Here is a 13,162-nt window from a genome sequence, read left to right on the forward strand (position 1 = left end):
AGTTCGGGCTTTGAGCTAGCAAAGACCGATCCAAAATCTCGATAATCGTGAATATGGCATTGATTCATGAGGGCTAAACGCGTATCTTTGCACCAATAAAATCAGCTTTATAGTATTATGCAATCGCCTTTAATTATTGCCATTTCTGGAGCTTCGGGTTCTGGAAAGTCGTTATTTACGCAAAATTTATTTAACGGTTTTGAAGCTCAAGGCCGTCCTGTTCAAGTGTTGCGCGAAGATCATTATTATCGCGCACAAGATCACTTGCCCATGGAAGCTAGGGAAAAAAATAACTACGACCATCCTAACGCGTTTGAGCATGAGCTATTAAAAGCCCATCTTCAGGCGTTGCGAGAAGGTCAACCTATAGACTATCCGCATTATTGCTTTAAAACGCATACGCGATTACCTGAAACGGAACGTTTAAACCCCGCACCCGTGATTATTTTAGAAGGGATCATGCTGCTTGCGCGTTCAGACTTACTTCCGTTGTATGACGTAAAAATCTTTGTAGATACGCCTCTTGATATCTGCCTCATGCGCAGAATGATGCGTGATATAAAAGAAAGAGGAAGAACCATAGACTCCGTTGCTAAGCAATATGAGGAAACGGTTAAACCCATGTATCACCAATTCATCGAGCCCAGTCGTTTTACTGCTGATGTAGTAGTAACACAAGGCGGAAAAAATCAAATAGCGCTAGATGTTATCAAGTCACACATCCAGCAGGCGCTTCTCTAAAGGATTGAAAGTATGGTAGGTTTATTGGGCGTAGCCGTCCTTTTAGGCATTGCATTTGCTATGTCGTCAGCAAAACGCAGTATTAATTGGCGTACGGTTGGTGGCGCGTTTGCGATTCAAGCGTCTGTAGGGGCTTTCGTCCTTTATTCTGAGCCAGGCAAACAAGTGTTGCTTTCAATGACACGCTTTGTAGCCAATATTATTGCCTACAGTCAAGAAGGTATCAACTTCTTGTTTGGCCCTATCGGTGATAAATCTATCGCCTTTATCTTTGCCTTCAACGTGCTTCCGGTTATTGTTTTTTTCTCATCACTGATTGCAGTGCTATACCACCTAAAAGTAATGGGCTTAATCATTAAGGTCATTGGAGGAGCACTACAAAAGTTGTTGAAAACAAGCCAGCCAGAGTCAATGTCGTCGGCTGCCAACATTTTTGTGGGGCAAACCGAAGCTCCCTTAGTGGTTCGCCCCTTTATACCTCACATGACAACCTCTGAGTTGTTTGCGGTCATGGTGGGTGGTTTGGCTTCCATTGCCGGTTCAGTGATGGCAGGTTATGCGGGCATGGGCGTAGAACTAAAATATCTACTTGCAGCCAGCTTTATGGCCGCGCCAGGCGGCTTGCTCATGGCGAAAATCATCTTGCCAGAAACCAGCAAACCTAACGAAGAACTAAAAGAAATAGATGCCGAAGATACCGGCTACGCCAATGTTTTTGATGCCGCTGCTAGCGGAGCGGCATCAGGTATGACACTTGCCCTCAATGTAGGTGCCATGCTTCTCGCTTTCATAGCACTTATTGCCATGTTCAACGGCCTTATTGGTTGGTCTGCGGCATTATTTGGCTATGAAAATGTCACCTTTGAAGGGATCCTGGGTTATGTACTTCAACCACTTGCATGGGCAATCGGCGTTCCATGGGAAGAAGCACAACTTGCGGGCAGCTTTATTGGACAAAAAATGGTGGTTAACGAATTCGTTGCATACCTCAATTTTTTAGAAAACCAATCACAGCTATCTGAAGCATCTCAGGCCATTATCACCTTTGCACTTTGTGGTTTTGCAAACTTCTCTTCTATCGCTATTTTGATGGGTGGAATAGGCGCTATGGCACCTACTCGCCGAAAAGAAATTGCGCGCTTAGGCATGAAGGCAGTTATTGCAGCGACACTCTCAAACTTGATGAGTGCAGCACTCGCTGGCTTCTACCTATCGCTCGGTTAAATAGAGAGAAAAATAGACTAATCAGTCAACTTTTACTACATTATTTAACTTTAGATTAGGGCGATTGATTTAAATCAATCACCCTAGCTTTTTTGGCGGCCCGTCTACCTTTATAATGCCGCAATCAAAATTTACGGGATAAAAGTTATGCAATTAGTAGCTGTAGATTACAAAGCGCCAAATGCTCAGGAAGAATTTGTACAGTCTCTTCGCGAAACCGGCTTTGGTGTACTAAAAAATCACCCCATTCAACAATCTCTTGTTCAGGGTATCTATGACAACTGGCAAGGGTTCTTCGACAGTGAAGAAAAGAATGACTACCTCTATAACAAAGGTAAGCAGGACGGATTTTTTCCTCAAAGTGTGTCAGAAGTAGCAAAAGGCTTTACTAAGAAAGACATCAAAGAGTATTTCCATTATTACCCTTGGGGTCAATGTCCTGAGTCTTTGCGCCCTCAGCTTTCTCAGTACTATGAAGAAGCTAATACCTTAGCGTCAGAATTACTGAGCTGGATTGAATCACACTCGCCAGAAGACGTCAGCAAGCACTACAGTCAGCCACTAGGCGACATGATCAAAGATTCTGATCAAACCTTGCTTCGTGTACTTCACTACCCACCACTCAGTGGTGATGAAGAAGTTGATGCGATTCGTGCTGCAGCCCATGAAGATATTAATTTAATTACTATTTTACCGGCATCGAATGAACCTGGGCTTCAGGTGCAGGCGAAAGATGGAAGCTGGTTAGACGTACCGTGCGACTTTGGCAATCTCATCGTCAATATTGGCGATATGCTGCAAGAAGCCTCTGGCCACTATTTCCCGTCTACCACCCACCGAGTGGTAAATCCCGATGGCGCAGACATGACGAAGTCTCGCATTTCGCTACCACTGTTTCTACACCCACGCCCAGATGTCGTTCTGTCTGAGCGTCATACCGCAGGCAGCTACCTGCAAGAGCGTTTAAGAGAGCTAGGGGTAATCTAACCCCCTATAAAGCTAGCTTTAATGCTAACTCACAGCGAAAGCCATGGAACTTCCATGGCTTTTTACGTTTCGTTATTCGCTAAAGAAGACAGTTTACTTGTATACCTGTGCTCGTCTTGTTCATTAGGTGCCAGTAGAACAGCGCGCTTTAGAAAGCGTTCGGCACTTGAGATATCGCCAAGGGCGTAATACACTTTAGACATCCCAAACACCACTTCGTGCCTCGTATTGTCTAACCTTAGTGCCCGTTGGTAAAACGTAAGTGCTTCCTCATATCGACCTTCTTCAAGCGCTTGCTCCCCTAGAATGAAATGATAGAAAGGGTTACTTTTACGGCGAAAATCCACCATGACCTTAATCTCATCCGCTCTATCCATTTCACCTTTGTGTCGATGCAATATGGCTAAGTTTTCCCATGCGGTTAGGTTATTCTCATTTAAGTTGAGCGCGTAATCATAGCTTTGTTGGGCATAATCAAATTCACCAACCATACGATACAAGACGCCCAAATTTACCCAACTTTGCTCTAACTCGGGCGCGAGGACCGCTGCCGCTCTAAAGTAACTGTATGCCCGAGTGTAGCTATTTGCTATCAATGCATCAGCGCCTTTGTTGTTGTAAAACATGGCGAGGATACGCTTTTTCGTCACGTTAATGCGGGGAAAGTGATTTCGTAGCATTTGTGGGTCAAAATCTACGTCAGCAAAAGACGGCCCTATATTCATAACGGTGGGATCTTTCGATATGCCAACACGAAGGTTGATATGCCCGTTCAGAAAACTAAAACCCTCTCTACGGGTCCAGTACTCAGGTATATCAACTTCATAAAATTTTGCTTCAAAACCGGCATGCTGAGCCATGGCGTAGGTCATAATAGAGAGAGACAAACAATTCGCTGCGCGATTATTAAATGTGGTATCAGCAGTAGAATTAGCATTGTTACGATATAGCAACCCCATTTCTGAATGATCGAAAATCGCTGATACTAATTTCTTCACGCTTTTATGATGGGCACTTCCACCGGAAATAATAGTGGCGCGGTCTACAAAGGCCTTGGCCTCTGGGCTCAGGTAGAAAACCTCTTCCTCAGTTTCTACCGGAAACGCTTCATAGCTTGTAAATAATTCATCATGCAGTGCAGGATACGGACTTTGCACAACCGGCTTAGAGGTTGATGCACAGCCTGTTACAACGCATACCCATAGGAGTGCTAAACACAGACGTTTCATTTGATGCCCTTACTTCCCGTCGCTATAACTTTAGTATAGTTCAAGATACCCATTTTAACAATTTATTAACACAACAATAAAGATCGATGACTTTAGCTGGGCTTCACACTTCGAAACGCTTATTTGCCTAAGGTAAACCAGCCTATTGCGTGGGTGTGAATGAGCCGATTAAACGCGTGCTCTTTAGTGAGCCCCATCTCGTGCTGTTGTGCAAAACAAAGCTCAAGGGTGGCAAGGGCATCATCGAGTGCGTTGTGAGCGGGCGCTTTTGGTAAACCTGCGCGGGCGCGACAGCGGCTAAGAGATACACCGCGCTGTGGAACAAGGGTATGTCGTTTCTCTAGAAGGTACAGTGCCAACTTTAACGTATCAAAATAGACCACTTCTATTTTTGGTAAACGGTAGCGAACAAATATTTTGTTTAACACCGCTAAATCTAACATGGCATTGTGAAAAACAAGCACATGATTCAGCATGGCTGAACGAAGGGCTTCAACCACGTCGTTAAGACCTTCGCCCTTATTCAGTAGATCAGGCGTAAGTCCGTGTATAATTGGGCTTTGCCCTAACTGTGCGTCACTTTTGATTAGGCGATAGTAACTGGAGTCTAGTATCACCGAGTTTGCTTTACCCGCTACCCAGCCTATTGACGTTATCTCAGCGTCTTCCACTTGCAGCGAGGTGAGTTCTAAATCTACAGCCAGTAAATCTAAATTCGCACTGGCTATGTTGAGTAAGTGCAAATCGTTGCCACATAGCTTTCGCCACAATAAATTTAACGACCACACTACCCCATACCACCAGAGAATTTCATGACCATGGCTTGTTTAGCTCTTTCAATGGCTTTTAACGACGCTTTTAATTGATGTTTTTCGATAGAAGACAATGAACCTATAGACACACAGCTGTCAGTCGCTTTATTGTCTAATTGATGTCGCCACCGTAAGCGATTTAAAAATAGCCAAATATCACGTAAATTGTCGGCATCTTTTTTAGCAAGTCCAGCCTGTTGAGGTAAAGCAGTTAAGCGCGCTAAGGTAGAAGGTACCTGCACACCACCCGCTAGGGCATATACCCGCGCAATATTATTCACCAGCGCGATGGCCTTCACTTTAATATCAATGGTGTCTTTACGCTGCGTATCTTTTTCGTAAACGAATTTTTGAAATACCGACAAAGGTACAGCGATATCGTTAGTATGCCTGGCAAGAGCAGCTAGGAATGCAGATTGTTTCAATAGGGGTTGTCGCGCCTGTTGCAACTGGCGAAACAAATCAATATCTCCTGCTGCACAACGCACATCTAAAAAGATATTAAAGTGCATAATGGCGCTTTTAGTGGGTGAAGCTATCCATTGCTTGGCTTCGTCAATGGCCTTATCTAACGGTAAACGAAGCGCGTCATTACTCGCCATGATATTACCATTGCATAGCTTTATGCCGCATTTTGCCAGGCCTTGGCACACGTAACTCGCCATATCCCGAAAGTATTCAGCCTGTGTTTGATTGGGGGATTTAGCGAGTAAAAGGCCATTATCCTGATCCGATCCTAGGGTTTGATCTTCCCGCGCTTGCGATCCATACACTAACCACGCAAACATCATCGGAGCTTTCCCGTGGGCCTGTTGAAAAAACGTAATTAGCTTTCGCGTCATAATGTCGGTGGCCTGCGAAAGTACCTTTCCCGCAATATCAAAATCTCCCATCCGTTTGGCGTGTGAAGACAAATAATGAGGGAGTTGCCAAGACAGTCGCGTCAACGCATACAAGCTATCGGCTTTGGAAAGCGCGCCCATAATAAACAATACATTGCCTTTTTGCTGACGCACGATATCGGTAGCGGTAATCATGCCTATAGGGGCGTTTGTCTGCTTATTAATAATAGGTAAATGATGAATGTTCTTCTCCGTCATTAATGCTAATGCATCGAACACGGTTTTTTGGTGAGTAATTTGTACCGGCGCTTTGGTCATAATCTCACTCACACTGAGACGACTATCATGTCCTTTTGCCACTACTCTATTGCGCAAATCACGATCGGTGACAATCCCAACCAGGGTTTCTTGCTGTGTAATAAGCAATGAAGACACGCTGTGCTTAAGCATTAACACGGCGGCGTCCTGAATAGACGTGGTTTCATCAGTGCTAATGGGCAATTTTTCTAAAACATCACCAAGTGGTTTGTATAACCACATAGAACTTGATGACAACGCAGCTTGGTTCTGCAAATCGTTCCGCTGTAACCCTTGAAAAAAACCAAGAACATGGGGGTTGTCGAAGAGCGCCGCTACCCGCAAAGCGGCAAACTTAAAAACTAAACCCGGACTTTCTACCACGATGTCTATTGGGTAGGTTTGGCGGTCTAATAAACCGTGAATACCAAAGTAGTCTCCGTCGCTAACATGCCGCTTCGGCTCAAAGCTGTCTTTCACCGTATATTGACCGCTTTGAATAAGGTATAAAGCGGCAGACGTCGCTTTAACGTCTGCCGCTTTTTCTTGAGTGAGGTAAATGAGTTCGGCGCCAATAAGCAAACTATCTCGCGCCGCCTCATCTAAGCTGTCAAAGGGAGCCGATGTTGCAAGAAAATCTGAAACTTGCTGTGCAATAGTCGACATCCCTTTTTTCTCCTACTAGGTTAATGAGCCGATGCTTCACCAGAGCCTTTAGGGAAGCGAATGCTTTCCACTAACTCCTGAATTTCTTGTGGCGCATCATCTGTGGCTTTAAATACCGCAAAGGCCACCAAGAAATTCACCATCATACCCAAAGTACCAATACCTTCTGGCGAAATACCAAACCACCAGTTTTCAGGGGTATTCGCAGCAGGGTTGATAAACTTAAAGTAAATGATGTAAGCCGCAGTGAAGGCAATACCTGACACCATACCTGCAATCGCGCCCTTGTCATTCATTCGCTTACTGAATATGCCCATAATAATTGCTGGGAAGAAGCTGGACGCTGCTAAGCCGAAGGCGAAGGCGACCACCTGCGCCACAAACCCTGGGGGATTAATCCCGAAGTAACCCGCAATAACAATGGCGACCCCCGCTGCCAGTCTTGCATAAAATAGCTCAGCTTTATCGGTAATATTCGGCGCAAAGTTTCGTTTCAATAAGTCATGAGACACCGACGTGGAAATAACCAACAGTAACCCCGCTGATGTAGACAACGCGGCGGCAACCCCACCGGCAGCCACTAAGGCGATAACCCAAGCAGGCAGATTAGCAATTTCTGGGTTCGCCAGCACCATGATGTCCCGATCGACCTTCATTTCATTACGCTCATCACCCGAGTAGAACATAACACCATCACCGTTTTTATCGTTAAACTCGATAAGCCCCGTTTGTTCCCAGTTTTTAATCCAGCTGGGGGCTTCGGCATAACTGGTACCGGTGAGTTCTGGCCCGTTAATGGTTTCAATCATATTCACTCTGGCGAAGGCTGCCAAAGAAGGTGCTGTGGTATAAAGTATGGCAATAAACGCCAGTGCATAGCCTGCAGATTTACGGGCGTCACGAACTCTAGGCACAGTAAAAAAGCGCACAATGACGTGAGGAAGCCCTGCAGTGCCTACCATAAGCGCGAAGGTAATAAAGAAGACATCAATCGTACTTTTGGTGCCCGAGGTGTATTCATGAAACCCTAACTCGGTAGACAAGTTATCGAGTTTCTGCAGCAAGTGCATCCCCGAACCATCGGCCAAGGTGGCACCAAAGCCGGTTTGAGGAAGAATGTGTCCTGTCACCATAATAGAAATGAATACCGCAGGAACAATATAGGCAAATATCATTACGCAATATTGCGCTACCTGAGTATAGGTAATGCCTTTCATGCCGCCTAATACGGTGTAGAAAAACACGATAACCATACCAATAACAACGCCGGCAACAATGTCCACTTCTAAGAAGCGACTGAAAACCACGCCTACGCCACGCATTTGGCCTGCCACATAAGTGAAGCACACAAATATCGCGCAGAATACTGCCACGGTTCTGGCTGTTTGTGAGTAGTAGCGGTCACCTATGAAATCAGGTACAGTAAATTTACCAAACTTACGTAGGTAGGGGGCTAAACATAGGGCAAGCAATACATATCCGCCTGTCCACCCCATAAGGTAAACGGCGCCGTCATAACCCATAAAGGAAATGAGGCCGGCCATTGAAATAAATGACGCAGCTGACATCCAGTCTGCCGCCGTGGCCATACCGTTCATCACTGGGGGAACACCGCCACCCGCTACATAAAAGTCGTTTGTTGAACCCGCGCGAGCCCAAATGGCAATGGCGATATAAAGCGCAAAAGACGCGCCCACTATGATAAAGGTGAGAGTTTGAACGTCCATCGTATTACTCCTCGTCTACGCCGTAACGCTTGTCCATAGCATTCATCTTTGCCATATAAACAAAGATAAGCGCGACAAATACGTAAATTGAGCCTTGCTGTGCGAACCAAAAGCCCAGTTTAAAGCCAAAAAATTGGATGTTATTTAATGCGTCGACAAATAAAATGCCAGCACCAAATGACACGACAAACCATACAACCAAAAGCTTGGCAAGGAGACCTAGGTTCTCCTTCCAATAGGCTTTTTGATCGCCATCGTTTCTAAATGCCATTGTTCCGTCCTCATGTCAGGTTAATTAATTGTTTGTATTTTTACATTCCACTAACGCTCGGCTTTGTTAACGTTATTACTGCTTTGAAAAGTTGTAGAGCAATCCCTTTCCAAAACAGTAAAAGTCAAGCATTTAGGAGCTTGCAATATACTCTAGACCTGACGGAAAGAATTCCAAATGAGACCATGGTCGTAGGTAGACCATGGTCGATACAGGTATAATTGGCGCATAAATAACGAACACTTGTGAAATTTAAGTTAATAGGATAAGTATGACATTTGGTTGGGTAACACTTGCTGTTTTATATTTGTTTCTGCTGTTTTCCCTCGCCAGTTGGGGAGACAAGAACTCTCCTACAGCCCGCGCACTCACCTCGCATCCGGCCATTTATTCTCTTGCCTTAGGCATCTATTGCACGGCGTGGACATTTTTCGGCATGGTGGGGCAGGCAAGTCGTGATACCTGGATATATCTTCCTATTATGCTGGGCCCCATATTGGTGTATGTACTGGGTTATCGATTTATCTACAAGTTAACCTTGGTCAGTAAGAAACAGCATATCACCACCATCTCCGACTTTATCGCTTCCCGCTACGGTAAGCGCCAAACGGTTGCCTTGTTAGTCACGCTTATCGCCCTATTGGCAACCATTCCGTATATTGCGTTGCAGTTAAAAGCTATTGGCTCTACATTTCAACTGCTTACCCAGCAACCCAACTCACACGTCATTATTATTGCGGCTACCACTTTTATTGCTGTTTTCGCCATCTATTTTGGCACTAAGCAAACTGATGTAACCGAATATAGACGCGGCTTAATGCTGGCTATTGCCTTTGAATCTACGATCAAGTTGCTGGCGCTTATTTTGGTGGCGTTGGTGGGCTACAGTGCGTGGAAGCAATCTGCCACCGGCCCGCTTTTTGAAAGTTTCATTAACGAAGCCGCACTTTCAAAGTTCAGTTCATTTACCTTTATCGCGCAAACCATCATGGCAGCCGCGGCCATCGTTTGCTTACCCCGGCAGTTCCACGTAGCCATTATTGACAACTTGAGCCTGAGCCACTTAAAAACCGCCCGTTGGTTGTTCCCTCTGTATCTCACGATTATTTCGGCGATTATTCCCATTATTGCCATTGCCGGAAAAACGGTATTTGCAGGCAGTCAGGTAGAGCCCGATTCTTACGTTTTATCATTAGCCATGTTTTCAGAATCGGCGTTGCTTCAAGTGATTGTATTTATTGGTGGCTTATCGGCCGCTACCGCGATGATTATCGTCGCCACACTGACACTGAGTACCATGCTAACCAATGATGTCATATTGCCTAGATACCTGGCTTTTCGAGAGTCACAAGACGAAAAGCGGGATTATTCGAAGCAAATTCGCCTTATTCGGCGTGTGGTGATTGGACTTATTTTGCTTTTGGCCTACCTGTACCATCAACAAATGACGTCCAGCCGCTCACTTCACTCTATTGGTCTTATTGCCTTTTCCTTAGTGATCCAGCTTATGCCAGCTATTGTTGGCGGTTTGTACTGGAAGCGCGCCCACGCACATGGCGTATATGCTGGCCTCATGGTGGGCTTAGTCATCTGGGTACTGTGGCTAGTGTTACCTATTGTTAGCGACCAAGTGTCGCGCCTAGAGCAAAACCATCTTATTAGCCAAGGGGCCATGTTAAGCCTTGCGGCGAATACCGTGATGTACATATTATTTTCATGGTTAGCTCCCCAGCGATTGGTAGACAGAATTCAGGCGGAAGCGTTTGTCTCTCCTGCTATCGTTAAAAGCAATCTCACGAGTAAACACTCTACAAATATAACGGTATCAGACCTCATCACTCTCCTCTCTACGTTTATGGGGGAAGGACGATGCGCGCAATTGCTTGACCAGTATCAACAGCTAAATCATTGCGAATTGCCCAAAGAAGAACCGCCTACGCAAGATTTTCTCGCCTTTTGTGAACGGGCGCTGGGAGGTGTGATTGGCGCCTCTAGCGCCAAGGTGTTACTTGATAGCGTATTGCGCGGTAAAAAAATGGACTTTACTGAAGTCATCAACTTCTTTGACGACACCACGCAAGCGATGCAGTTTAATATGACCGCGCTTTTGACGTCCCTTGAGAATATGGATCAAGGCATTAGCGTGGTGGACAAACACCTAAATCTGGTGGCTTGGAACAAGCGTTATGCGGCGTTATTCACCTACCCGGAAGATTTGTTAGTGGTGGGAGCGCCCATTGAAAAGCTCATTCGCTTTAACGCGGCTCAAGGTGAATTTGGCACACTGGATGTAGACAAAGAAGTTGAGAAACGTTTAGAGCATTTACGTTCGGGCACTTCCCACCGATTTACCCGTCAACGTAAAGACGGCCGCGTGATTGAAATGGTGGGTAACCCCTTACCCGGTGGCGGTTTTGTAACCAGCTTTAACGACATTACCGGGCACATTGAAATTCAACAAGCGCTAGAAGAATCTAATATTGATTTGGAAGCGCGTATTAAAAAACGTACTGAAGAAGTTCATTCAATTAACGCCGAACTTAGATTAGAAATAGAGCGTCGCTCTGAAGCTGAAAAAGAACTTATTCGCGCACGTAAAGCGGCTGAAGACGCCAATGCCAGTAAAACCCGGTTTTTAGCCCTAGCCAGCCACGACGTATTGCAACCATTAAATGCAGCAAAGCTTTATATCACGGCCCTGCAGGAGCAAGAACTGCCGACACAAGTGAGTAGTATCATAGACAAACTCAATCATAGTGTGACGTCCAGCGAGGCGCTTATTGGTACCTTGTTAGATATTGCACGGTTAGACCAAGGGGAAATGAAACCCGACATTGAAGATGTAGATTTACGCGCACTTCTTACCCCACTCATTGATGAAATGCGCATGCGTGCGTTAGAAAAAGGCTTGAAACTGTGCGTACGGATACAAGCGGTAAGGGTAAAGGCAGATAAAACTTTCCTATATAGAATCACTCAAAACCTACTCTCCAATGCAGTGAAGTACACTCAACAAGGCAAAGTCCTTTTTATTGCAAGAAAACAAAAAGGTAAGGTGACAATAGGGGTTTACGATACTGGTATAGGTATTTCAAACGACAAAATAGACACTATTTTCAATGATTTTTTTCGCACTAACCAAAGTAGTGAGCATGGGTTGGGGTTGGGCTTAGGCATAGTGCGTCGCTTAGGCGAACAAATGAATAGCCAGATTCGGGTAACGTCATCGCTAGGAAAAGGCAGTGTATTTAAATTCGCCCTGCCCTATGCCGGCGAAAAGCAAATTCAAGCCGCTTTCGTTAAGGCCAAAAATACCACCTTTAGTGGCTTACGTATCCTATGTGTGGATGACCAAAAGGAAAACTTAGACGCAATGCAAACGCTGCTTGAGAAGTGGGGCATTTCGGTGTCATTGGCCAACACGTGGCAAGATGCCATGTCTATCAGTGCGTCTGTGTCGCCGCACATTTTGCTCATGGATTATCAATTAAGTCATAAAAAAGAAGAGAATGGCTTAGCACTAATTGAAGCCATACGCACAGCACAAAATGTCGTACTGCCTGCGGCGCTAATTACCGCGACCCACGATGAAGACTTGGTGACTCGCTGTAAGGAACAAGGCGTTAACTACCTAGCTAAGCCATTGAAACCTGCAAAATTGCGCGCCCTTCTTCAAAGTATGACGCGCTTTATTCGCGATGCCAGCTAGCGCAATTTACACCTTAGTGGGCTTTTTCCGTCCATTTGCTGTGGGGAGCGCTGAGTCGGTGTCGGCTTCTGTGCTTTTTAGCCCAACTTTGCCCATGGTTCCCCATGCTTGTTTGGGGTTAATCAATACAGGACGCGTCAAAATTAAATTATTCGGGTACATTAAGGTTTCCCGCTCAGTGGTCAGCAAGCGAGTACTAAAAGGCCCCACATCAGCGATGTAGCCTTCAATATAATTGTCACCGTCAAGAATACGGACAAAATTACCTCTTCTATACGCCACATTGGTAAGCAAGATAAAGTAGGCGGTAATGTTGCTTAACAATGACCAACTGGCAAACAGTGCGACGCCCGTTACGGTCAATATAGAGGTTGATAGCACCAGCAAGCCAGAAAAATCAATGCCCCATGCCAGTAGCAGTAAAGATAGGGATAAAGTTGCCACCAGCACTCTTGCAGCAAAAACCCCCTTGATAGCACTGGTCGACTTTAATTTTGTTTTCTCAATGTTGGTTTCAAGTTTAGGTAAAAGTTTACGCGAAACACTGAGGTAAAAAACCAGTACCACTAGGCTCCAGATAAGATTGCTTTGATACTCAATAACCCAATTGACCCCGCCTTGCCACCATGCCATTTGCTTTTCCCTACTCCAGGTACT

At 45.3% G+C, this 13,162-nt stretch carries 10 protein-coding genes; 4 read left to right on the forward strand and 6 right to left on the reverse strand.

The window, feature by feature from the left end:
• Positions 1 to 117 precede the first annotated feature (117 nt).
• The 3 genes from udk (at position 118) to EP13_RS16015 (ending at position 2,952) form a co-directional block, all read left to right on the forward strand.
• The gene (gene udk / locus EP13_RS16005; protein ID WP_044058158.1) at positions 118 to 741 is read left to right on the forward strand and encodes a uridine kinase; all 624 of its coding nucleotides are present in this window, start codon (positions 118 to 120) and stop codon (positions 739 to 741) included.
• Positions 742 to 753: 12 nt separating this feature from the next.
• Positions 754 to 1,965 carry a NupC/NupG family nucleoside CNT transporter gene (locus EP13_RS16010; protein WP_044058159.1) on the forward strand — a complete coding sequence of 404 codons (1,212 nt, stop codon included), beginning with the start codon at positions 754 to 756 and terminating at the stop codon, positions 1,963 to 1,965.
• Positions 1,966 to 2,112: 147 nt separating this feature from the next.
• The gene (locus EP13_RS16015; RefSeq protein WP_044058160.1) at positions 2,113 to 2,952 is read left to right on the forward strand and encodes an isopenicillin N synthase family dioxygenase; all 840 of its coding nucleotides are present in this window, start codon (positions 2,113 to 2,115) and stop codon (positions 2,950 to 2,952) included.
• Positions 2,953 to 3,014: 62 nt separating this feature from the next.
• Here EP13_RS16015 and EP13_RS16020 read toward each other — a convergent pair whose 3' ends face one another.
• From EP13_RS16020 to EP13_RS16040, 5 genes are all read right to left on the reverse strand, one after another.
• Positions 3,015 to 4,181: a tetratricopeptide repeat protein gene (locus tag EP13_RS16020; protein WP_044058161.1), complete on the reverse strand. Its 1,167-nt coding sequence runs from the start codon at positions 4,179 to 4,181 to the stop codon at positions 3,015 to 3,017.
• A 119-nt stretch (positions 4,182 to 4,300) separates the two neighbouring features.
• On the reverse strand, positions 4,301 to 4,969 hold the full coding sequence (locus EP13_RS16025; protein ID WP_231401245.1) for a 3'-5' exonuclease: 669 nt from the start codon (positions 4,967 to 4,969) through the stop codon (positions 4,301 to 4,303).
• On the reverse strand, positions 4,969 to 6,798 hold the full coding sequence (locus tag EP13_RS16030; RefSeq protein ID WP_044058162.1) for a DUF294 nucleotidyltransferase-like domain-containing protein: 1,830 nt from the start codon (positions 6,796 to 6,798) through the stop codon (positions 4,969 to 4,971). Before EP13_RS16030 ends, EP13_RS16025 begins: the two co-directional genes overlap by 1 nt.
• Before the next feature lie 20 nt (positions 6,799 to 6,818).
• A complete protein-coding gene (locus EP13_RS16035) occupies positions 6,819 to 8,525 on the reverse strand; it encodes a sodium:solute symporter family protein (protein WP_044058163.1) in 1,707 nt (568 codons plus the stop codon).
• Positions 8,526 to 8,529: 4 nt separating this feature from the next.
• Positions 8,530 to 8,796 (reverse strand): DUF4212 domain-containing protein, encoded by a 267-nt coding sequence (locus EP13_RS16040; protein ID WP_044058164.1) that lies wholly within the window; start codon positions 8,794 to 8,796, stop codon positions 8,530 to 8,532.
• A gap of 271 nt (positions 8,797 to 9,067) precedes the next feature.
• Here EP13_RS16040 and EP13_RS16045 point away from each other — a divergent pair, with 271 nt between their 5' ends.
• Entirely contained in the window at positions 9,068 to 12,505 is a 3,438-nt protein-coding gene (locus EP13_RS16045) for a PAS domain-containing hybrid sensor histidine kinase/response regulator (protein WP_044058165.1), read from the forward strand.
• A gap of 6 nt (positions 12,506 to 12,511) precedes the next feature.
• Here EP13_RS16045 and EP13_RS16050 read toward each other — a convergent pair whose 3' ends face one another.
• Complete coding sequence (locus EP13_RS16050) at positions 12,512 to 13,138, reverse strand: mechanosensitive ion channel family protein (RefSeq protein WP_044058166.1); 627 nt, start codon at positions 13,136 to 13,138, stop codon at positions 12,512 to 12,514.
• Positions 13,139 to 13,162: the final 24 nt, after the last annotated feature.

It is taken from the genome of Alteromonas australica, from assembly GCF_000730385.1.
GTDB classification, from domain to species: Bacteria; Pseudomonadota; Gammaproteobacteria; order Enterobacterales; family Alteromonadaceae; genus Alteromonas; species Alteromonas australica.

Coding starts and splice junctions, on each gene's coding strand:
- udk (WP_044058158.1), top strand. CDS start 118: ATGCAATCGCCTTTAATTATTGCCATTTCTGGAGCTTCGGGTTCTGGA.
- EP13_RS16010 (WP_044058159.1), top strand. CDS start 754: ATGGTAGGTTTATTGGGCGTAGCCGTCCTTTTAGGCATTGCATTTGCT.
- EP13_RS16015 (WP_044058160.1), top strand. CDS start 2,113: ATGCAATTAGTAGCTGTAGATTACAAAGCGCCAAATGCTCAGGAAGAA.
- EP13_RS16020 (WP_044058161.1), bottom strand. CDS start 4,181: ATGAAACGTCTGTGTTTAGCACTCCTATGGGTATGCGTTGTAACAGGC.
- EP13_RS16030 (WP_044058162.1), bottom strand. CDS start 6,798: ATGTCGACTATTGCACAGCAAGTTTCAGATTTTCTTGCAACATCGGCT.
- EP13_RS16035 (WP_044058163.1), bottom strand. CDS start 8,525: ATGGACGTTCAAACTCTCACCTTTATCATAGTGGGCGCGTCTTTTGCG.
- EP13_RS16040 (WP_044058164.1), bottom strand. CDS start 8,796: ATGGCATTTAGAAACGATGGCGATCAAAAAGCCTATTGGAAGGAGAAC.
- EP13_RS16045 (WP_044058165.1), top strand. CDS start 9,068: ATGACATTTGGTTGGGTAACACTTGCTGTTTTATATTTGTTTCTGCTG.
- EP13_RS16050 (WP_044058166.1), bottom strand. CDS start 13,138: ATGGCATGGTGGCAAGGCGGGGTCAATTGGGTTATTGAGTATCAAAGC.